18 protein-coding genes are annotated in these 24,296 nt (G+C 27.2%); 1 reads left to right on the top strand and 17 read right to left on the bottom strand.

From position 1 onward, the window contains the following. Window positions 1-96 precede the first annotated feature (96 nt). The 7 genes from ACD762_RS01480 to ACD762_RS01450 all read right to left on the bottom strand — a co-directional run bounded on the left by ACD762_RS01480 (window position 97) and on the right by ACD762_RS01450 (window position 9,283). On the bottom strand, window positions 97-1,740 hold the full coding sequence (locus tag ACD762_RS01480; protein ID WP_423364117.1) for a hypothetical protein: 1,644 nt from the start codon (window positions 1,738-1,740) through the stop codon (window positions 97-99). 15 nt (window positions 1,741-1,755) lie between these two features. Beyond that, the gene (locus ACD762_RS01475) at window positions 1,756-3,897 is read right to left on the bottom strand and encodes a helix-hairpin-helix domain-containing protein (RefSeq protein ID WP_423364116.1); all 2,142 of its coding nucleotides are present in this window, start codon (window positions 3,895-3,897) and stop codon (window positions 1,756-1,758) included. Between the two features lie 15 nt (window positions 3,898-3,912). Beyond that, window positions 3,913-4,977, bottom strand: coding sequence for an RIP metalloprotease RseP (gene rseP, locus ACD762_RS01470; protein WP_423364115.1), 1,065 nt, complete (start codon window positions 4,975-4,977; stop codon window positions 3,913-3,915). Beyond that, window positions 4,977-6,140, bottom strand: coding sequence for a 1-deoxy-D-xylulose-5-phosphate reductoisomerase (dxr, locus tag ACD762_RS01465; protein WP_423364114.1), 1,164 nt, complete (start codon window positions 6,138-6,140; stop codon window positions 4,977-4,979). The genes rseP and dxr overlap by 1 nt, the downstream gene beginning before the upstream one ends. Then, the gene (locus tag ACD762_RS01460; protein ID WP_423364113.1) at window positions 6,141-6,938 is read right to left on the bottom strand and encodes a phosphatidate cytidylyltransferase; all 798 of its coding nucleotides are present in this window, start codon (window positions 6,936-6,938) and stop codon (window positions 6,141-6,143) included. It lies immediately after the preceding gene. Continuing rightward, entirely contained in the window at window positions 6,925-7,632 is a 708-nt protein-coding gene (locus ACD762_RS01455; protein WP_423364112.1) for an isoprenyl transferase, read from the bottom strand. Before ACD762_RS01455 ends, ACD762_RS01460 begins: the two co-directional genes overlap by 14 nt. Window positions 7,633-7,915: 283 nt before the next feature. Further along, a complete protein-coding gene (locus ACD762_RS01450) occupies window positions 7,916-9,283 on the bottom strand; it encodes an MATE family efflux transporter (RefSeq protein ID WP_423364111.1) in 1,368 nt (455 codons plus the stop codon). 216 nt (window positions 9,284-9,499) lie between these two features. Between ACD762_RS01450 and ACD762_RS01445 the strand changes: the two genes are divergently transcribed. Continuing rightward, entirely contained in the window at window positions 9,500-9,667 is a 168-nt protein-coding gene (locus tag ACD762_RS01445; protein WP_423364110.1) for a hypothetical protein, read from the top strand. 367 nt (window positions 9,668-10,034) lie between these two features. Here the strand turns inward: ACD762_RS01445 and eno are convergent, their stop codons facing one another. The 10 genes from eno to ACD762_RS01395 all read right to left on the bottom strand — a co-directional run bounded on the left by eno (window position 10,035) and on the right by ACD762_RS01395 (window position 24,272). Then, a complete protein-coding gene (gene eno / locus ACD762_RS01440) occupies window positions 10,035-11,327 on the bottom strand; it encodes a phosphopyruvate hydratase (protein WP_423364109.1) in 1,293 nt (430 codons plus the stop codon). Between the two features lie 20 nt (window positions 11,328-11,347). Continuing rightward, window positions 11,348-12,880: a 2,3-bisphosphoglycerate-independent phosphoglycerate mutase gene (gene gpmI, locus ACD762_RS01435; protein ID WP_423364108.1), complete on the bottom strand. Its 1,533-nt coding sequence runs from the start codon at window positions 12,878-12,880 to the stop codon at window positions 11,348-11,350. A 22-nt stretch (window positions 12,881-12,902) separates the two neighbouring features. After that, on the bottom strand, window positions 12,903-13,634 hold the full coding sequence (gene tpiA, locus ACD762_RS01430; protein ID WP_423364107.1) for a triose-phosphate isomerase: 732 nt from the start codon (window positions 13,632-13,634) through the stop codon (window positions 12,903-12,905). 20 nt (window positions 13,635-13,654) lie between these two features. Beyond that, the gene (locus ACD762_RS01425) at window positions 13,655-14,842 is read right to left on the bottom strand and encodes a phosphoglycerate kinase (protein WP_423364704.1); all 1,188 of its coding nucleotides are present in this window, start codon (window positions 14,840-14,842) and stop codon (window positions 13,655-13,657) included. A gap of 32 nt (window positions 14,843-14,874) precedes the next feature. Further along, on the bottom strand, window positions 14,875-15,879 hold the full coding sequence (gene gap, locus ACD762_RS01420; RefSeq protein WP_423364106.1) for a type I glyceraldehyde-3-phosphate dehydrogenase: 1,005 nt from the start codon (window positions 15,877-15,879) through the stop codon (window positions 14,875-14,877). A 703-nt stretch (window positions 15,880-16,582) separates the two neighbouring features. Then, window positions 16,583-18,568 carry a DUF1430 domain-containing protein gene (locus ACD762_RS01415; protein ID WP_423364105.1) on the bottom strand — a complete coding sequence of 662 codons (1,986 nt, stop codon included), beginning with the start codon at window positions 18,566-18,568 and terminating at the stop codon, window positions 16,583-16,585. A gap of 3 nt (window positions 18,569-18,571) precedes the next feature. Beyond that, window positions 18,572-18,727: a hypothetical protein gene (locus ACD762_RS01410; RefSeq protein WP_423364104.1), complete on the bottom strand. Its 156-nt coding sequence runs from the start codon at window positions 18,725-18,727 to the stop codon at window positions 18,572-18,574. A 295-nt stretch (window positions 18,728-19,022) separates the two neighbouring features. Next, entirely contained in the window at window positions 19,023-21,464 is a 2,442-nt protein-coding gene (locus tag ACD762_RS01405) for an InlB B-repeat-containing protein (protein WP_423364103.1), read from the bottom strand. Window positions 21,465-21,791: 327 nt separating this feature from the next. Next, entirely contained in the window at window positions 21,792-23,039 is a 1,248-nt protein-coding gene (locus ACD762_RS01400; RefSeq protein ID WP_423364102.1) for a CDP-glycerol glycerophosphotransferase family protein, read from the bottom strand. A gap of 33 nt (window positions 23,040-23,072) precedes the next feature. Further along, window positions 23,073-24,272, bottom strand: coding sequence for a D-alanine--D-alanine ligase family protein (locus tag ACD762_RS01395; protein WP_423364100.1), 1,200 nt, complete (start codon window positions 24,270-24,272; stop codon window positions 23,073-23,075). Window positions 24,273-24,296 lie beyond the last annotated feature (24 nt).

The raw sequence follows: 24,296 nt of genomic DNA, 5'->3' as shown, positions 1-24,296 counted from the left end.
TATCTCTAACTCGATAATTATGAATATAAAGATTATATAATTCACAATTTTAAACATCATGTCAACTAATATAAAAAAAGAGGAAAACTCCTCTTTCTATTTTTCATAAAATGATTTAATCTTAGCTAATGCTTGTTCATAGTCACTGTTATCCATTACTCTTTTAAAGATTGGCATTAATTTATATTTTACAACTGTCTTGTATTCATCAATATTAATACCACGATCTTTTTTCAAGAACAATCCATGATTAATAGTTAGTCCATAATCTTGTAGCTCTTGATTTAGTTCTGTAAAAGTTTTTGCGATAAAACTTGCAAGTTTATGGTCTTCAAACATATGGATAAAGCGATCATTATACATAGCATTCATCTCAAATATTAAATTATTTGATATTTCATAAGGATTAAACATTCCTGGAACATCTCTATAAGTCATTAAAATATAAATATTATCTGGTAAATAATATTTTGTAGGACTGTATGGTACATCTAAAGCACTTTCTTTAGCTCTGTTATTATCTTCCATTAAATATGATATTTCTGCTGCAACATCATCTATATTAATAGAGTGTGCATCTTCAAAAATAATAACAAAATTATCCATTGTATTTTTACGAGCCATCTCAATAAAATTATACAGTAATCCTGTTTTTTCATCCATTAATACTTCATATGTCATATTTTTAGTCATTTTAATATGTAACATATTATCAAGATTACGATCTTCTAGTACTAAATATGCTAGTTTTCTAGCAAAATATGATTTACCTGTACCCCAATCACCAACAATATGTAATGTTTTTTTCATTTCAATTAATCTAAGTGCTTCTTCAAAGTAACCTCTTGTATAAACACTATTAGTAGCTGCTTCAGCTAAAGTATACTTTGATCCCGCTCTTAATTGATCTTCATGAATTAAACCAGCTTCTTTTAATGCAGTTGCCAATTCATTTTTCATTATTAAACATAAATGACCATCTCTAACAATTCCATTAAATAAGTTTGGAGTCCACATACCTTCAACTTTTTTAAGTTTAAACTGTCTTGATATTTTTCGTGCTAAATTTTCTAGTGATTCTTTTACTCTTATACCAACATATTGTTTTTGCAGTTCATAGATAGATATTCCACAATCTTGATTTTTATATATAATATGAAGTAGTTCAATTTCATGAGGGTTAAAAGTTACATTTTCAAAAAATGTTAAATATTCATCTGTTGAAATAAATGAAGGGTAATTTATTAACATACCATTATCATCAGATACTAAAGCTTCATTTATAACTTGTTCAATCATCTCATGAGTTGATTGTTTTTCAACTTGTCTTATCTTGATTCGGTGATTACCATCTTCAATACTCATTGTTTCTTTATTTAGCCACTTAACTGCTCTAACATGTGGAACTTCTTTATTTTTATTGAAACGATAGTTTGATTCTATTATACCTACTGCTCTAACTGATTTAGAATCAACTAAACAAACAGCATCTCCTACTTCCATTTCAAATAAAAACTTTTCAAAGTTTGTCTTATCTTCATTGCTTATATCATGTTGTTCTTTTAAAATGTCAGCTAACATTTCCTTTGGATCAGCAGCATTAAAAACAATACTTAGATCTTTATTAGGTAGTTTATCAATTCCAATTAGATTGTAATCTAACATTCTACGATAATGATTTCCATAATTAAATAAGAAATATTTTCTTAATTGCATATCACTTCTATATATTTTATACATTTTTACATACCCTTTCTATTTTTTCATACTTAAAGAGATTTTAGATGATTTAGGATCTATTTTGATAACAGTTACATCGACAATATCATTTACTGAAACCTTTTCACTTGGATGTTTTATATAACTATTACTTATTTGAGATAAATGTACTAATCCATCATTTTTTAACCCTACATCAACAAACGCTCCAAAATCAACTACATTTCTAACTACTCCTTGTAGCTTCATTCCTACTTCTAAATCATCAATGCTCATTACACTTTTTTTAAGCTGCACTTTTTCTAGCTTTTCTCTAATATCTAGATTTGGGTGTTTTAAAGCATTTAATATACCTTCTATTGTATACTTGTCACTGCCTAATTGTAAAGAAATATTATTCACATCAACATTACTAATTTTTTCTTTAAAACTTTCATCATTTAGTTGTGTTAAATCAAGATTTAAATGTTTTAATAACTCTTTAGTAACTTCATAACTTTCTGGATGAATTGTTGTTTTATCCAATATGTTTTTACCATCTACTATTCTTAAAAATCCAGCTGATTGTTCAAATGCTTTAGGTCCTAATTTGGCAACTTTTTTAAGTTGAACACGACTGTTGAATGGCCCATTATCTAATCTGTATTGCATAATGTTCTTACCAATTGTTTTACTTAATCCAGATATGTGAGCTAATAAATAAGGACTAGCCGTATTTAGATCAACTCCAACATCATTTACTATCTTTTCAACTGTAAAATCTAATTTTTTTTCTAAACTTTTTTGATTTACATCATGTTGATATTGACCAACACCAATTGATTTAGCATCAATTTTTATTAATTCTGAAAGTGGATCTAATAATCGTCTTGCAATAGAGATTGCTGATCTTTTTTCGACTGTTAAATCAGGAAATTCTTCTTGGGCTGTTTTAGATGCTGAATAGACACTTGCTCCAATTTCACTAATAATAGCAAAGCTTGTATCAAGTTTATATTTTTCTATTACCTGTGCTACAAACTGTTCACTTTCACGACTAGCAGTACCATTACCTATAGCAACTACCTCAACTTTATAATCTTTAATCATTTTGGCTAGTTTACTACCTTCTGTTTCATTAAAACCATTTTTAAAAAATGGATAGATGATATCAACATGCAATAAATTTCCTCCTTGATCAATAACAGCAATTTTACAACCTGTTCTTAATCCTGGATCAAATCCTAGTATTACCTTGTTTTTTAATGGTGGTTGTAATAGTAATTGTTCTAGATTTTTAGCAAATAATTCAATTGCATCATCAGAAGCAACTTCTAACTTTTCACTATACATAGCACGATGAATACTTGGAAGTAACAATCTTTTATATCCATCTTCAATACCTTTTAATATTAGTTCTTTATTAAGTCCATCTTTTATTTTCAATGAGTTGTAAATATAGTTAATATTAGCTTGATCGTTTTGTTCTATTTTCATTGTAATTACTTTTTTATTGACACCTCTATTAATCCCTAATAGTCGATGGTTTGCAATTTTAGTAAATTTTTCTGTATAATCATAATAATTTTTAAAAATTCCTTTTTCATCATCATGCTTTTTCTTTTCTGATGTATTTAAAATTGCCTGATCATTAATTCTTTCACTTAATGTTGTTCTAACTTTTGGATTAGCTGTTGCATCAAAAGCGATAATATCCAAAGCATACTCAATTGCTTTTTCAACTGTTTCAACATTTTCATTTAAATAGTTTATAGCTTCTGTTTCAACATTTAAATTAGGGTTGCTTAATAATAGTTTTGCAAGAGGTTCTAAGCCATATTCTTTAGCAATTGCAGCTTTAGTTTTTTTACCTTCTTTAAATGGTTGGTAGATATTTTCAACATCAACTAACCTTTCTGCTTTTAAGATAGATTGTTTTAATTCTGGTGTTAACAATCCTTTTTCATCAATTAATCGTATAACATCTTCTTTTCTTTGAACTAGGTTTTTTGCATATTCATATACTGTTGATATTTCAAATATTTGATTTTCATCTAGTCCTTCGGTCTTTTCTTTACGATATCTTGCGATAAAGGGTATTGTTTGATTGTCACTTAATAAATCAATAACCGTCTCAACTTGAGACGGTTTAATTGCTAATGAAGTGGCAACATCTTTAATAATTATACTTGTTTCCATGATGTTCTCCTCTTTTTATCCATTAAATATTTTTAATATGTCATTAAATGTTACAAAGACAATTAATGCCATTAACAGTGCAAAACTAACACCGATAATACGTGATTCTAATTCTGAGCTAAACTTACGTCTTGTTACAGCTTCAATAATTAATATTAAAATACGTCCACCATCTAGTGCTGGAATTGGTAATAAATTAAAGATTGCTAAGTTCATGCTTAATAGGGCTGTAAAGTTGATTAATCCTACTATACCTGAACTACTATCAATGTCTTTAGTCATTTCAATCATTCCTACTGGACCTGATAGATCATTAACTCCAGCTTTTCCTGTGAATAACATCTTTAAGCTAGTAAAAATACTTTTAGCACCATCAACACTCATGTTAAAACCATTAACAATAATATCTTTTGGATTTTTACTTGCTGCTAACACTGATGGTGAAAAGCCTGCAATATATCTTTCTTCTTCTTTTACATATGCTGGTTTTATATCTAAAGATACATTCTTATTATCTCTTAATACATTCATCGTATATGCTTGTCCTTCTTTATTTAAAGAAGTAAATATACTTAGATCAGAATATGTTGTAATTTTAGTTGTATGTTTATCTTGTTCAATACTAGTAACTAAGTCTCCTGTTTTTAAACCAGCTTTAGCTGCAGGAGAATCATTACTTACAACACCAATAATTGGTTGTGGATTTATCGTATCTTGGGTTGCTGCAATACCACAAAATATTATAAATGCTAAAACAATATTCATAAATGCTCCTGCAAACATGATAATAAATTGTTTTAATCTATTTACTCCTTTTAGCGTTCTTTCTACTGGTAGATTTAAATGAGCTAATTGCTCGTCTTGATCAACATCTTCACCTGCCATTGCTGCAAATCCACCAAGTGGTAACATTCGAATGCTAAATTCTGTTTCTTTACCTTTGTGAGAGAATATTTTAGGTCCAAAACCTAGAGCAAATTCACTTACATAGACATTAAATATCTTAGCTGCAATAAAATGTCCAAATTCATGAACACTAACTAGCACTAATAATATTACTAAAAATTTCAATATCTCCATTAATTTCTCTCCTTATTAATTAAATTCACAACATAACTTCTAGTGGCTGCATCTATCTTTACTAGTTGTTCTAATGTTGGATTTTTGACTACTTTGTGATCTGTTAAAGCTATTTCGACATATTCAACAATATCTAAAAATGGTATTAATTCTAAGAGAAATGCTCTAGTAGCTACTTCTTTTGCGGCATTTAAGACACAAGGATAACTGTGGGCTTTTTTACCTGCTTCAAAGGCTAAGGCTAAACCTTTAAATCTTTGATAATCTACAGGTTCAAATGTTAAATTCATACCATTACTAAAATCAAGTCTACTTTCATTAAAAGATTCTCTATTAGGATAAGCAAAAGCATACTCTATTGGTTGTCTCATATCTGGCATTGATAGTTGTGCTATACAAGAACTATCTTTAAAATCTACCATTGAGTGTACAATGCTTTGTCGATGTATTAAAACTTCTATATTTTCATAATCAATTCCAAATAAGTAATGTGCTTCAATTACTTCTAATCCCTTATTTAACATAGTTGCACTATCAATTGTAATAGAAGCACCCATATTCCAATTAGGATGATTTAAAGCTTCTTGAACAGTTACATTTTCAAGCTCTTGTAATGTTTTATCTCTAAAACTACCACCACTTGCTGTTATTAAAAGTCTTTCAACTTCATGATGTTGTCCATTTTTGATACATTGAAACAATGCACAGTGTTCACTATCTACTGGTAGTATGTATGATAATGGATGGTCTATAAGTAAATCATTAATCAGTTTTCCTGCAACTACCATTGTTTCTTTATTTGCTAAAGCTAAAACTTTGTCATTTTTTATTGTTTCTATAGAAGGTATTAATCCTGCAAAACCTACTATTGCATTTAAAACAATATCATAATCATCATCATTTGTTATTAATTTTACTATTGCATCTTCATCATCATTAAAATATGTATTAGGAAACATTATTCTTAACTCAGAGATTCTATCTGATTTAAGCAATGCTACTTCTTTAATATTAGGAAAAACATTAAGAATTTTTATTAACATATCTACATTTTTACCAATACTTATTTTATTTACTTCATATAAATTTCTATTATCATTTATTAAATCTAGTGCTTGTGTTCCAATAGAACCACTAGCACCTAATATAATTATTTTTTTCAATTAAAACAGTCCCTTCCAAAATACCAATAAAAGACATAAAACTAAAAAGTTTGTTAAATGAGAATCTATTCTATCTAATATACCTCCATGTCCAGGTAACATATTAGAAAAGTCTTTAATATTCATTGTTCTTTTAATTTTAGAAAAGAATAAATCACCTAATTGTCCAGTGATAGCTAAAACTAATGAAAACAATAAAGCCATTGGTATACTATCTATTTGCATTGGCATAATTAAGTACAAGACTAATCCCATTACTAAAGAAGCAACTATACCACCAATAGAACCTTCTATGGTTTTATTAGGTGAAATACGTTCTATTAATTTATGTTTACCAAACAACTTACCGGCCAATAAAGCACCAGTATCACTTGCTGATGTCACAAAAATACTAAACATGATTAAATAAAAACCATCATCATTAGATCTCAGCCACATTGCACTAGTTGTTGTTGCAATTAGATACATCATAAAAGTATAGAGATTAGACATTTCATAATAATCAATATTTTTATCTATTATCATTAATAAGAATATTATTAGTGTCCAAATACCAAACCATGCAATACTAACATTAAATATATCAGTTACTAACACAACAGGCAAGATACTTAAAGTGTATATAATAATTTTAGAAGTTAAACTATACTTTTTCTCTTTAAAAACATCTAAAAATTCATGAATTCCAAAAGCAGCAATAATAATTGCAAGGATTCTAAAGGTATTTACAGAGATAAAGACAACAGGAACGACTACTGCAACAATTAATAGGGCTGTAATTACTCTACTCTTCATCATTCAAACCTCCATAACGTCTATTTCGCTGATAATAGTTATCCAAAGCAATATCTAATTGTGTTTCATTAAAATCTGGCCATAATACATCAGTAAAATAAAATTCACTATAGGCTACTTGCCATAGTAAAAAATTAGATAAGCGCTTTTCTCCACTTGTTCTAATTACAAGATCAACTGGCATCTTCTCCATTAAATTATCATTGAATAAAGATTCATCTATATCATCAATATTCAAACTGTTTTCTATTACTAAACTTGCTATTTTTTTACTAGCTTGAACAATCTCATCTTTAGATCCATAATTTAAGGCAAAAGATAAAGTCATCCCACTATTATTTTTAGTTTTTTCCATCGTTTCATTAATACTTTTTTGCGCATTGCAAGGAATTTCACTAAAGTTTCCAATATATTCTATCTTAATTTGATGTTTCATTAAATCCTTCAAATATGCATCTAAAAAGATTTTTGGTAACTTAAATATATAATTAACCTCATCAGCAGGTCTTTTCCAATTTTCAGTAGAAAATGCATAAACTGTCATTTTCTTTATCCCTCTTTTACTTGCAGCTATAGCAACTTCTTTTACTCTTTTACCACCTTCATAATGACCCTTAATACGTGGTAAATTACGTTGTTTAGCCCATCTGCCATTACCATCTAAAATAACAGCTAAATGTTTTATTTCATTTTTCATATCTTTCACCCTCTTCAAAGTAATTATAACATTTATAATTGTTTTATTAAATGTAATCGAATAAAATTAACTACTGAATACTAAAAAGACAATAATTATCTATAGAAATAACATTTTTTAAAAAGGCATCAAAAAAGTGATAGCAAAACTATCACTTAACAAAAAGGATTCAACTATAAGAATTATTATGTGTAGTATGGTAACTACACTTGTATAATAACAAATTATAATAATAAATATCTTAAGAAAATCATACAATATACTTACATTATTGTAAGATTTATTATTCTATAGCTTTATTAATATCATATTCTTCAGTTAAATTAACTAACCACTTACCTCTTTTAAAACGATGACGTGCAACAATTAATTTAACTAAATCTAAAAATTGAATAATAAAATAATGTACTGGCATGTATAAATGAGCAAATCCTGTTAAAAAGGCTAATGGTAATATAATAACCCAAGTAAAACCAGAGTCCATTAATAATACTGATTTAGTATCTCCACCTGCTCTTAAAACATAGAAATGTGTCGCATTTAAATAATATAGGAATGCAAACCCAGCAGCAACAGCAATCATCCAACGAGCTTTTAAAATAATTTCAACATCAACATTATATAAAGAAGTTACAAAGAATGAACTAGCTAATGCAGCACTACCTAAAAATATTCCAATAGCTGCACTTAGTTTAAACAATCTTGAAGCATCTTTTTTTGCTTTTACAAAATCCCCTTTACCTAAACTATTACCTACTAATATACTTACTGCAACATTCATACCTGACATTCCAACAGTTATTAAATTAATAATAACATTAGATATACTTAAAGCTGCAATATTATCTCTTGTTCTTTGGGTATAAGCAACATTAATTAACTGAAAGCCTAATGCCCAGAAGAATTCATTAGTAATTAAACCATATGCTTTTTGTTTGTAATCTACTAAGACTTTATGATCAAAATGCATAATATCTAATACTTTTGTTTTAATTGGAGTACTTAATTTAATCATAAACCATATAATAACAATTAGTTCAGTTATTCTTGCAACCAATGTAGCAATTGCACTACCTTCAACACCTAAAGCTGGAAATCCTAAATTTCCCTTTATTAGTAAGTAGTTTAAAATTATATTTACTATTACAGCTAGAATAGAAGTATACATTGATATTTTAATCATCCCATAATATTTCAACGAAGCACCAATTGCAGTACTTACAGAATATAATAAGAATGTATACTTAATATACTTAATAAAGTGTAATGCAGCATCAATTGTTTCACTATCATTAGAAAATAAAGTTAAAGGTATTGTAGGAATAAAATGCATCATTAAAAAAAAGACAATTCCTAACATACTTGCAACTAGTAAAGTAACCCTAAAAACCTCAGTTGTCTTTTGATCATTACCCGCTCCTTGATATTGAGCAATAAAAATACCACCTACTGCACAGACACCAAGTAAAACTATTGTATAAATCCAAAATATTTGGTTTGCAATTGATACTCCTGCTATTGAAACAGCATCTAGACTACCAACCATAATATTGTCAATCATTGAAGAAAAAATCATTACAAACTGTTGAATTATACTTGGTAATGCAAGTGCTAAAGCATTGTAATAAAATAACTTATTTTTTCTAAACATATCCTACACCTCCTAAAAAAATATTATAACACACTAATGAAAGATAATACACATAAAATTAACACAATTAAAAAGTGTTTAACTTTATCATTATCAAAACAATATATAATGCTTTTTCGCTACAATATATAATAAAAACTTATAATCGCATAATTGTTGATTATAGTATAATAATAGGCTATAATAATATAAATAAAATTTTGGGAGATGAGTATTATGAAAAAGAAAGTAAATCGTTTCAACTGTGTAGTTAAAGCTAATCAAAAAAACAAATATAAAATAGACATTGATTATGAAACTATGAAAACTAATGTTATTAATTATTTAGACTTAAACGAACTTCTAAAAAAACATGTTCAAAGCCTAGAAAAGCTAAGTTCTTAAGAATGATACTTCATTCTTTTTTTAATGCGATCTCTTAATTATTAAATTATCTATACTTAATATAGCTATATACTTATATGTAACAAAAAAAGCCTTATTACCTTTTTTCAAAATAGAAAAAACGTTACAGACTTAAAGCTATCTATTAACAATATTAATGTTATCACAAATAATATCAAGTAGTCAATTTATATTTAAACAAATAATATTAACTTGTTATTATAATATAATAATAAATTTATCTATAAAACTTAAAAATATCTCTATTTACATATTAATATTACTTAGTAATATTACAACTTGATTTAAAAATGAATAAAAACAAAGAAAGCGCCATTATTTGGCGCTTTGCTTATTTAAATAAATATTATTTTAAGTTAAAGAAAGTTTTAGAACCACTAAATATAGCAGTAGAACCTAAATTATCTTCTATTCTTAATAATTGATTGTACTTAGCAATTCTATCTGTTCTTGAAAGTGAACCAGTTTTGATTTGTCCAGCATTTGTTGCAACTGCAATGTCTGCAATGATTGTATCTTCTGTTTCTCCTGATCTATGAGAGATAACTGTTGTGTAGTTATTTCTTTTAGCAAGTTCAATAGCTTCAAATGTTTCAGTTAAAGTACCAATTTGGTTAACTTTAATTAAAATTGAATTAGCTATATCTTTTTCAATTGCAGATTGTAATTTTTTAGTATTTGTTACTAATAAATCATCTCCTACTAATTGTACTTTAGATCCTAATTTTTCTGTAAGAATTTTCCATCCATCCCAATCGTTTTCATCTAATCCATCTTCAATTGAAATTACAGGGTATTTTTCTACTAAGTTAACATAGAAATCTACTAATTCAGCTGAAGTTAGTTCTTTATTACCTTCACCAGCAAGAATATATTTACCTTTTTCTTTATCATAGAATTCACTTGAAGCAACATCCATACCTAATAAGATATCTTCTCCTGCTTTATATCCTGCTTTTTCAATAGCTTCTAAAATTACAAGAATAGCTTCTTCATTTGATCCAAGATTTGGTGCAAATCCACCTTCATCACCAACACCAGTGTTGTAGTTTTTTTCAGTTAATACTGCTTTAAGACTGTGGAATACTTCTGCACCATATCTTAATGCTTCTTTAAAAGTAGGAGCACCTACTGGTAAGATCATAAACTCTTGAAAGTCAACATTGTTATCAGCATGAGATCCACCATTTAAAATGTTCATCATTGGAACTGGTAATTCTCTTGCATTAAATCCACCTAAGTATTGGTATAATGGTAATCCACTATAAATTGCAGCAACTTTAGCGACTGCCATACTTACACCTAAAATAGCATTTGCTCCAAGTTTACCTTTATTATCTGTTCCATCTAAATCAATCATCAAGTAGTCAATTCCTGCTTGATCACGACAATCTAAACCGATAATTTCATCAGCAATAATATCATTAACATTATCTACTGCTTTAGTTACACCTTTACCACCATAACGTGATTTATCTCCATCTCTTAATTCAACTGCTTCATATTCTCCAGTTGATGCACCACTAGGTACAATAGCAGAGGCAAACTCTCCACTTTCGATTGAAACTTCAACTTCAACTGTTGGATTTCCTCTTGAATCTAATACTTCTCTTGCATATACATCTGTAATAATTGGCATAATGTACTTCCTCTTTCTCTTTATTTATTTTTTATGATTAATGATTCACCAGTCATTTCTGCTGGTTTATCTAAGCCAACATAATCTAAGATCGTTGGCGCGATATCACTTAATCTTCCATCTTTAACACTTACACTTAAATCGGTAACTATTAAATCTACTGGGTTTGTTGAGTGTGCTGTAAACACTTCATTGTCATCAGCACGCATTTTTTCACTGTTTCCATGATCAGCAGTAATTAGCATGACACCACCTAATTTTTCTACTTTATCATAGACACGTTTAACACATTTATCAACGACTTCTAAACTTTTAATAGTAGCCTTTATATCACCTGTATGTCCAACCATATCACCATTAGCATAATTTAAGATTACAACATCATAGTCGTTATCTAATTCTTTAATTAAGGCATCAGTGATTTTTTCAGCCGACATTTCAGGAGCTAAATCATAAGTTGCAACTTTAGGACTGTTAATTAATACTCTTTTGCTATTTTCTAACTCTGGTTTGTTAGTACCATCATACTTGACTAATCCATCAAAGAAAAAAGTTACATGAGCATATTTTTCTGTTTCGGCAATTCTTAGTTGCTTTTTACCATGTTGAGCTAAATAAATACCTAAAGCATTTTTAATCTCAATATTAGGAAAGGCAATAACACCTTTAACACTTTGATCATATTCCATCATAGAAACAAAGAAAATATTATTTAAATTATTTACTATTCCACTCTTATAATCTTTATTTGTTAAAATTGAAGCTAATTGAATTGCTCTATCTGGTCTAAAGTTAATACAAATTATAGCATCGTTATCGCTAATTTGACCATCAACATGCTTATCAAATGCTGGTAATATAAACTCATCATAAGTTTCTTTAGCATAGTTAAACTCTATGTAAGCCATTGGATCGACATAACTTTCACCTTCATGATTAACTAGTACTTCATATACTAGTTCATTACGATCAAATCTTTTATCACGATCCATAGCAAAGTAACGACCACTAATGTCAGCAAGTTGTCCAATTTCATTATTAGACATAAAATCTAATATTTCTTTAGTAAACTTAATTCCTTCATCTCTTAAAGTATCTCTACCATCCAAGAAGGCATGTAAGAATACCTTTTTAACATTTTTATGTTTAGCTAATAATAAAACAGCTTTAATGTGATCAATATGAGAGTGAACTCCACCATCACTTAACAATCCCATTATGTGTAAACCTGAATTATTATCCAAAGCATATTGCATTGCATCATTTATAGCTTCATTGCTATTAAATGAACCATCCTCTATAGCTTTATTAATTCTAGTTAGTGATTGATAAACAATTCTTCCAGCTCCTAAGTTTAAATGTCCCACTTCACTATTACCCATTTGATTAACAGGTAAACCAACATCTAAACCGCTAGCTTTTATTTGAGAATGAGGATATTCTTCTTTTAATCTATCTAAAGTAGGAGTATTAGCTAAATAATATGCATTAGAATCAGAAGGTTTAGCAATACCTACACCATCTAATATGCATAATACAATCGGTTTTTTCATATTTATTTCTCCTATTTTTTAATTATTTGTAATTAATTAAATTAGTGAATGCATCAATTTTTAAACTAGCTCCACCCACTAAAGCACCATCAACATCTGATTGAGCCATATATTCTTTAATATTAGAATCATTAACACTTCCACCATAAATAACTCTTACTTTGTCAGCAAGATCTTCATTATACATTTGTGCTAATACATCTCTTATGTGTGCACAAACATCTTGAGCAATTTTTTCACTAGCACTTTTACCAGTTCCAATAGCCCAGATAGGTTCATACGCTACAACAGTATTAACAATATCTAAGTCCTTACAACATTCTTTTACTTGAGTAGCAATAACACTATCAGTTTCATTATTATCATACTGAGCTTCAGTTTCACCAACACAAATAACTGGTAAAATTACCTTTTCTTGTAATAATTTAGCTTTAGTATTAATAGCATTATCAGTTTCATTATAATATTGTCTTCTTTCAGAATGACCTATAATACAAAAATCAGTTTTAATTTCTTTTAATAAATCAACACTAACCTCTCCAGTATAAGCACCTGATAAGTGATCATTAACATTTTGTGCACCTACTAGAATTTCATTTTTTACAGCGTTAACTGCAGGTATGGCAACAAATTGAGGTGCTACTCCAATTTGTGCACTAGTATCTTTTAATTTATCTAATTGTTGAACAAAAGCAGTACCATCAGCAATAGACATATTCATCTTCCAATTTCCAATAATTATTGGTTGTCTCATTATATCATCTCCTTTGACTACTATTTATCTGCAATAGCTTCTATTCCTGGTAATTTCTTACCTTCCATAAACTCAAGTGAAGCTCCTCCACCAGTCGATACATGACTAAACTTAGAAGCATACCCTAATTTAATAGCAGCAGCAGCACTATCTCCACCACCAATAATAGTAGTAGCATCAATATTAGTTAAAATATCCATTAAACCAATAGTACCATTTGCAAAATTAGATAACTCAAATACACCCATAGGACCATTCCAAATAACAGTCTTAGAATGTTTTAAGATATCTTTAAACATTTCAATTGTTTTAGGACCGATATCTAATCCCATATATCCAGCAGCTATCTTATCGGCATCCACAGTTTTGATTAAAGATGCATCATTAGAAAACTCACTAGTTACAACAATATCAATAGGTAAAACAATTTTATCATTAGCTTTTTCTAAATAAGCTTTAGCATCAGCAATTTTATCTTCTTCAACAACACTATTTCCTATTTCATAACCTTGTGCTTTTAAGAAAGTATAAGCCATACCACCACCAATTAATATTTTATCAGCAATAGTAATTAAATTATTAATTACATCAATTTTATCAGATACTTTTTTACCACCTAAGATAGCAATCATCGGTCTTTTAGGATTATTGATTGCAGAACCAATAAAGTTTAATTCCTTTTCAATTAAAAAACCAATAGCACTATCAACATACTTAGGCACACCAGCAGTTGATGCATGTGCTCTATGGACACTTCCAAAAGCATCACTAACATACAAATCAACTAAACTTGCCCAATACTTAGCTAATTCTTCATCATTTTTAGTTTCTTTATCCAATTCAAAGCGAGTATTTTCCATTAATAAAACTTCACCAGGTTCTAAAGCTCTAATAGCTTCTTCTAATAAAGGTCCTCTAGTACCAGGAACAAATTCAACTGGTTCATTTAATAATTCACTTAATCTTTTAGAAACAACTTTTAAACTTTTACCTTCTTTATCAGCTTCAGTCTTAACCTTACCTAAATGAGAGGCTAGAATAATTCTAGCCCCATTTTCTTTTAAATATTTAATAGTAGGTAAAGCTTGAACAATTCTATTATCATCAGAGATTGATCCATCTTCATTTAAAGGAACATTAAAATCAACTCTTACAAATACTTTTTTTCCATATAAGTCTAAATCTTTAATAGTTTTTTTCATAATTATTCAAACCTCGTATATTATATTTTTATTAATTCTTATAGTTTTGCAAAGTAATTTAAAGTACGTACCATTTGAGATACATAAGAATTTTCATTATCATACCAAGAAGCAACCTTAATTAATGATTTGTCTCCTAATTCTACAACTTTAGTTAAAGTTGAATCAAATAAAGAACCAAATTTCATACCAATAATGTCAGAAGATACAATATCATCAACATTGTAACCATAAGACTCATCAGCAGCAGCTTTCATAGCAGCATTTACTTCTTCAACAGTTGCAGCTTTAGAAACAACAGCAACTAATTCAGTAATAGAACCATCAATTACAGGTACACGTTGAGCAGAACCGTCTAATTTTCCTTTTAATTCAGGAATAACTAAACCAATTGCTTTTGCAGCACCAGTAGAGTTAGGAACGATATTTGCAGCAGCTGCACGTCCACGACGTAAATCACCTTTTTTATGTGGTGCATCTAAAGTATTTTGATCATTAGTATAAGCATGGATAGTAGTCATAAAACCTTTTTCAATTGTAAATGTATCATTTAAAACTTTAGCCATAGGAGCTAAACAGTTAGTTGTACATGATGCAGCAGAAATAACTTTTTCACTTCCATCAAGTGTATTATGATTTACATTATAAACAATAGTTTTAATATTCCCAGTTCCAGGTGCAGAAATAACTACTTTTTTAGCACCAGCTTCAATATGGTAACTTGCTTTTTCCTCAGAAGCAAAGAATCCAGTACATTCTAAAACAATATCAACCCCTAATTCTTTCCAAGGCAAGTTTTTAGGATCACTTTCTGAATATATTTTAGTTTCATGTCCATCAACAACGATACTATTTTCAGTATTAGTTATTGCCCCAGCTTTATATGGTCCATGAGCTGAATCATATTTTAATAAATGTGCTAATTGTTTTGCATCAGTTAAATCATTAATTGCTGCAATTTCAAAATTATTATCCTCAAACATTTGTCTAAACGCTAATCTACCTATTCTTCCAAATCCATTAATTGCTACTTTGATTGCCATCGTAACATCCTCCTAATTATTTTGTATTATTTCTTGTTTCTATATTAACATACTATTAATGCCACAATATGTCTAATAAAAGGCTATTTACCGAGCTTTTATACATACATTTTCCCTACCTAAACACACTGAATTTTTACAGATTTACTATTTAAAAAAGTAATTGGAAACGCTTTTGTAAATATGCTCAATCTAATTTTACCATACTTTTACTTCTTTAAAAAGCCTTTAAGTATCGTTGAATATCTAACCAACTACTTTGTAAGTAGGTTTTCATTAGATAGCTCAGCCATATTTTAGTCATAATTACATTGAATATGCAATTTGACTAGAAGTAAAAATGAATGTGTTTACATTTTTAAAGCACATATTAGCTACTTTTAATAGCTATTTAAAGTAATCATATTTTAACAAAATACGCCCTAAATTATTATTAAATTTTAACTTTACATCTTTTATTATTAGTACTTACTATATAAATACTAATATAGCAATTAAAGCTTTACTATTAATAATACTAATGAAAGTACCTTTCATAAATTAACAATAAAAAAAGTTCACCTAAATATGAACTTTTAAAATAATTCTATTCTACTTTTATAATACAATAAATGGCAATACTTTAAATATGTTTACAATTTATTACCAAGGAAATATAAATAAATCAATTACTCAAAAGTAACTAAAGAGATTTAATAATCTATTATATAGTTTCCCCTTTTAAAATATTAACTATTTTCTTTTTCTCAGTTATAGTCACAATAGTAATTAAATACAAGATCATGCAAATGATTATTAACAGTAGTATACTCCAGTAATAATAATTTATATTAATATCAACACTACTTTTACTTACTCCAATTACTATACAATTACTAAATAATATACTAAAACATAGTAAGAATAATAATTTTGAATACCTTTTATAAACACTATAACCAAATATCTTTTTTATAAATAATAATTTCGCATTCATACTTATATATAAGACAACTTTAAAACTAATTAATATTATGATGATAAATATCATAACTGTAATTAGTAAAATTGTAATCCTTCTAGTATTATTGACTATTACTAATAAATCCTCATATAAATAGTAATCATTATGTAATTGTAAATAGTCTTTATACTTATCAAATGCTTCAATATCAAGCTTATCTAATAATGTTGGCTTATTATCTTGAAGTAGATTATTATTTAATAAAAAGTAATAATAATCTAAATTCTTATTAGCTATATTATTAGAAGTATTACGCAAGATAAGATTATTAATAGTACCATTATTATTCTCTAGTAAGGTATTTGCAAACAAGCCTTTATTTGCATCATAATATTGTACATGACATTTATCATCACTAATTTTTTTATTATCTAGCATACAAAGTCTTTTTTTAATAAATTTTATATTAGTTTTATCTTGACTAGAAACATATAAAATTACAATATCTTTATTATTAAGATAATAATTGCTTACTTGATAATGCTTTAAATAATTATCATTAATATCTATATATGGTGTTGTTTGATATACATCAGTAAATTCATTATCCTCTTCATTATTATTTTTATAAGAATAAACACTTTCTAAGATACTATTATCTAAATAAATTGCATTATTATCATCAATCTTTTTAACATCATTACTTTTTAAATTATCTAGTTCTACAATAACATCAGTAGTATTAAAGCTAACATTAAAATACTCTTTATTTAAAGATAATTTTGATTTATTTTGTAAAGCTAGTTCATTACTATCAGTATTTTTGTTTAAAACAAGTAATAATAAAAGACTCATCGTAGTAATACATATAAGTAAAGAAACATTATAAATGTTTGATAATAATGATAACTGAATTTTGCCTTTAGCATAGAGTAATGGATTTGCTTTTATAATATAGAGATAAATAATACCATTTATAGTAAAGGATATAATAAATGGTAACAGTAAAAAACTTAGTAGTAACATTTTATTATAGATTGGATAATAAAAGATAAAAACACTACTACTTAGCACAACTAAACTGAAATGAAAAATAGTAATAGTCGCATAGTATTTTAAATATATTTGAAGGTTGCTACTAAATATTTTATATACAGCTATACTTTTAAATTGTAGTATATTTATTAAATTAATAGTAATAACATAAAATACTAATATCACAATTAAAATCATTCTGCTTAAGTCGCTTAATAAACCATTAGTAATACTTAATTCACTAATACTAGCATTTATATTATTATCTTGAAGAATTACTAAAACATCATTTATATCCTTAGTATTACTCGTAATAAAGTAGGTATTATTATAATCCTCTAGTTGCTCTAGATTATTCATAACTAGTATATCTTGATTATAACTTTTGTATCTTTTACTTTGATCATAGTTATGTTCAAAGTAATTGTTAGATAATTCTTCATTATTAAAATGACAGTAATAATGAAGTAGCTTATCAATTTTAGAAGTGCAAATATTAAATTCATTGTTTAAACTTACATCAATTAATTTTGAATATTCTTTTTTTGATTTAATAGTAACTATTGCAGCATTATCATTAACATAACCGATTTTAGAAATATTATTTTGATTATGTTGAACTTCAACTACTACAACAATGCTTACACTAATAAACATTAAGACAATAGTAGCAATTAATTGCTTTAACAATTGTTTATTTATCTTCTTCATTTATTACTTATTCCATTGAACAGTTTGACTATCTGACACTCTAGCACCATTTATTCCAATATAACTACTTTTATAATGTTGTCTTTTAGTAATTTCATACGTATTGCTTACATACACCATTATTAATAACATAAATATTATCATTAATTTCTTTTTCATAAGAATACCTCCTTTATTATCTATTATATTTATATTAAATAAGTCTTATTCTTAAAAATCATAATAACATTTTAATAATTTGTTGTAAATCTTAGCTAAAGTAAAGCATAATAAAAAAATTCAGAAAATGAAATAATTTCCAAATATTTTCTGAATTTTTATTATTTTTTGTTAGATAGTTATTAGTATATTATTCTAATAAATTAGTATTTTATTATTTGATATTATCTAAACTATATAAAATCGTTTACTGTATATTGCAAAGTTTAACAAAGATATTTATATACTTAAAAATTTAATTGTTATTTTTTGATCTACTATATTTTAGTTTAAGTACAATTATAAAAATACATATAGATAATAAAACTATAATTGTGATAATCTCATTAGCATTTTTACCTGTACTTGGAAGTGATACATCTTCTTTGTTATCTATAACATTACTATTATCAATTTTTTTCCATGATGCATACAATGAAATATCAATATCATTTGTTTTCATCTGCTTTTGTAATTTTATTTTTGAAACTGTTAACTTTTCTCTATCTTCATATTTAACAATACCTTTATTTGCATTTTCTATTGTAGTTGACCAACCTATAAAATGAAATCCTTTTCTTTTAAAGCTGTTTATTGGTAAAGTAATATAATCAGTCGAATTAACATTTAATGAGGTCATTGTTCCATTTCCTTGATTTGCATAGAATGATATATTGATCTTTTTTTTATCCCAAACAGCATGTAACTCTATATCATTGGAAATATTATGTTTGTATTCCTGATTATCATCATAAGAGACAATACCATTTTTAGCATCACTTTTGGAAATAGCCCACCCTATAAAATCACTATCAGTTTTAATGAACTTGCTCTTTTCTAAAAGTATAGTTTCATTAAAGTTAACTTTTATATTAGACATCATTCCTTCTCCACCATTAGGGTTAAAAGAAATATTATAAGTATTTGGTTTCCATGAGGCATATAAAGTGATATTTTTTTCATCTTTATACGTATAATCCTGTTGATCTTGATAACTTATAATGTTATTTTCTGCATTGGTTTTTGAGCTTGACCAACCAATAAACTGGTAACCATCTTTAACAAAACTATTTTTAGAAAGTTTTTTTGTCTCATTTAATTTCATTTCTAATTCTTTCATACTACCTTTTCCAGAATTACTATCAAAATTCAATTTATAAGTAGCTTCTTTCCATGAAGCATATAAGATATTGTCTTTCGTGTTACTTTGTTGAAAATAAGATTCATCCTCATATTGAATGATTTGATTATTAGCATTATCTTTTGAAGTTGCCCAACCTGCAAAAGAATAACCTTTTTTCTCAAAACTATTCTTTGGTAATTTTATTTTTTTAGAATATTCAACATCTACAGAACTCATGTTTCCAAGACCAGTATTTCCATCAAAATTTAAACTATAGGTATTATTTGAAAAATAGGCATATACTTTCATATGCTTAGCTACTAAATCCATATTTGGTTGGTATTCTGTTCCTAATCCATTTTTATTAGAATACCACCCTTTAAAATTTTTACCATCAACTGTTGTATTTGGAATATCTGATGAATTAACCTTTGTTTGATCGGCAACTTTTGCTAGTGTACTTACATCTTCTACCACAAAATTAACATTATATGCTTTTTCATGTGTGTAAATACCTGCCATAGAAGGTTTATATGAAACACTTAACTTTAAAGAATTCCCCCTAAATGTTTTATCAACATTTACCCAATTTGATGTATAACCTTCTCTTTCTTCTATTTCTTTTAAACCAGAGTTAGATAATGTATTTATTCCCTTACCTAAAATTAATCTTTTTATATTTGTACTACTAAACATTGCATATAAATCAACTCTATTATCAATATAAAAACCTGATAGATCGAGCTCTGGTAGAACGTATAAACCACTAAACATTGTAGCCATTATAACTACTTTTTCTGTATTAAATTTATCTCCTAAGTTTAAACTTTCTAATGATCGCATATTTTGAAACATCCCCAACATTGATGTAACATTACTGGTATCAAATTTATCCTTTAAATCTAAACTTTTAAGTTTAAACATATCTTGAAATGCTTGTTGTGTACTTGTAACACTTGACATATCAAATTTTTCACCTAAATCAAGCTCTTCTATTACCTCCATGCCTTTAAAAGTTCTTACAATATCTTTAACTTTAGATGTATCAAATTTTTCTCCTAAGTCTAGATGCTTTAATTTTTTTAAATTTTGAAATAAGTATGTCATTTTATTTGTATTAGAAGTATCAAAGTTTGGTCCTAAATTTAAAAACTCTAGTTCTATGCAGTTGTCAAAAACAGCAGTCATATTTACCGCGTGCGAGGTATCTAAACCATTTAAATCAATACTTTTTACTGTTATAAAATTACTAAACATACTCGATGAATTTTCTGGAAATTTAACACCATCTAATATCTCTATACTTAATATTTTATTCTTGTAATATTTATATTCTAAATTATCTAAAAGCATTTCCGGCATCATACCATCAGTATTTTCTTTAGCACTTATTGTTAGCTTATAATTACTATCTACTACCCAATTAATATTAGCTACATCTCCCGTAGCAATATTAGTACTTACTTGCTTTTGATTATTATATGATTTTACTGTAGTCATATTAAAAATGATAACTATAACTAGTATCAATAGTCCTAAAGTGTATTTTAATGCTTTATTATTATTTTCTTTCATATCGTCTTCCTTCTTTTTTATTATATTTTTCACAGACACATATAAATTTATAATGTCTTTATTTCGTTAAAAAGTATAGCATAGTTTACGAAAAGTGTATATAATTTCTTTAATATTTATTAATTATTTTTTATTTATGTTATTTATTGTTTTTCAAGTGTTAATTTTTTAGTTATATATTATTATTATTTAACTTTTTTGAAAAAAATGAATATTTGATACACTTTTGGCAATTAAAAAAAGAGTAACTTGCGTTACTCTCTAATAATAAAGTTTATGTTTTTTTATGATTATGACAAACTCTAATTTTGATAAAATATGTACAAGTTATTTAAACACTTGTTCTACTACTCTTGATGCTGCTTTTCCATCATCAAATGTATTAAACTCTTGGGCAAATTCTTCTATCTTATTGGCATCTAAATCTGATTTTATATCTTTAATTAGTTGTTGTTCATTTTCTGATATAGGGCCAGGAAGTTTTGATGCATCAAAATAGAATCCTCTTAATGTATTTTTATAATATTCATAGTCATACATATAGAATAATATCTTTCTTCTTAAATTTGAATAATCAAAGAATACTGAAGAATAATCTGTTATTAAGATATCACTTATTACATATAAATAGTTGATATCATTAATTAGTGTACCATTATAGACAAATCCTTTATATTCTGAGAATTTAAATTTACTTGCAATAAAGTAATGTGGTCTAAAAATAATAACATATTCATCTTTTAATTGTTCTTTTAGAAGGTCAAAGTCAATATTTACATCAAATGTATAACCTACACCTTCCTTATATTGATTATCACGCCAAGTTGGTGCATATAATATAACTTTTTTATCTTCAGGAATCTCTAAAATATCCTTTACTTTTTTTACATCATCATTTGTATAGTTATATAAAAAATCATTTCGTGGATATCCCGTTTCATGTACTACCTTCTCTTTATCAAGTGCTTTTAGATTAAATGCACTTGTAATTTTGTCAGTATAGTATTTTGAAGGTGAAGGCATGAAATCATAATTTTCTGCATCTTCTTCATATAACTTTAATAGTTCATTTTTTTTATGAGAAGCATTTTCACCTTCAACTTCTATATCAAACCCGATTCTTTTGAATGGAGTTCCATGCCATGTTTGTACATAAACTTGTCCTTCATTTTTTTCAACATATTCTGTCATTCTGTTATTAGTTATCCAATACTTTGCTTGATATAATGCCTTAAAATAATCTTCACTCATATATTCTATAATTTTTGTTCTTAAAGCTAATTGTTTAATTTTCTTTGCTTTTTCGGTATTTTTAAAAACCCAAACAAAAGTATAATCATCAAATTTAGGATTCTTCATCATTTCTTCATAAATAGCTCTTGGACTATCTGAATAGTATTTTCCTAAATAGGAAATAAAAAGCACTGTTTTGTTGTCAAAATGGATTTCATTTTTATATTTATTCATCCATTGAATTCTTTTCTCTCTTCTTTTACTTCTTATATATGCCCCGTGTTTTTTATATATAATTGTTTCCTTTAAGACTCTTTTTACTTTGTTTTTAATTCTTTTCATTGCTATACCTCGATTGCAAAACTTAATTGATTCTTATTTTTTTGATCCTTTACTACCTTGACCAAATGATTGTAACACATTTGTTTCAAATGAAGTTGTATGTTGTTTTGATTCCCTTTTACGTTTAACTGCAAGCATAATCATTTCATCACATAACTTTGTAAAGTCAATATCTACTTTATCCCATAAATAGAATGCTAAAGAACCAGGTATTGTATTTACTTCATTTAAATATACTGTATTAGTTCTACCATCTATTAAATAATCTATTCTTGTGTCCCCAGCTAAGCTTAAAGCTCTAAAAGCAGCTTTTGACATTTCTTGAATTTCAGTCGTTTTTTCCTCTGAAAGAGGTGCTGGTATTAAACGATTAACACTTGCCATTCCTTCTGATGTTTTAGATCCACCACTTGTTTTTTTGCTTCCGCCACCTTGATACTTATCTTCATATGATAATATTTCATCATTTTGGAATACTTGTTCAATAACTGATGCTTTTTGACTACTATAGTCACCTAATACAGCACAGTTAACTTCAACAAGGTTATCCACTACTTTTTCTACTAGTATTTTAACATCGTATCTATTTGCTTCTCTAATTGCATCAGCTAGTTCATCCTTATTATTAGCCTTAGATATTCCTACAGAACTTCCAAGACTTGCTGGTTTTACAATTACAGGATAAAATAATTTGGTTTCTATTCTTTTTATAATTTCTTCTTCTTGCTCGTAAAACTCATTAGAGTAAAACCAATCAAAATCTACTACTCTAATGTTATTGTCCCTTAATATGTTTTTCATAAAGACTTTATCTTGGCCATTAACTGCACCTTTGCACTCACACCCCGTAAATGTTGCATCTAACATTTCAAACATGCCTTGAATTGTACCATCTTCTCCATTAGTACCGTGTAATACTGGGAAGAAAATATCAATTTGGTACATTTTAGATGGCGTAAACATTTTTTTATTAAAATAATGCATTTCAACATTTAATCCATCTTTTTTTAGTGTAATTTGTGTTCCATTACTTTTAGCTTTTTCTAGATTCTGAAAAGTTTCTACATTACGATAATCATTTGAAAAGTAGAAATCTTTATCTTTACTTATATATATTGGTAATACATTGTATTTTTCTTCATCTAATGCAGCCATTACTTGAGAAGCACTTATTATGCTGATTTCATGTTCAACACTTGCCCCACCAAAGACAACTCCGATATTTAGTTTCATATTACTCACCTCATCTAATTATTA

The organism is Mycoplasma sp. P36-A1, from assembly GCF_049478495.1.
Classification (GTDB): domain Bacteria; phylum Bacillota_I; class Bacilli_A; order JAJDGJ01; family JAJDGJ01; genus P36-A1.
The sequence above is the reverse complement of the archived record's forward strand: the minus strand, read 5'-3'. Positions and strand labels throughout refer to the sequence as shown.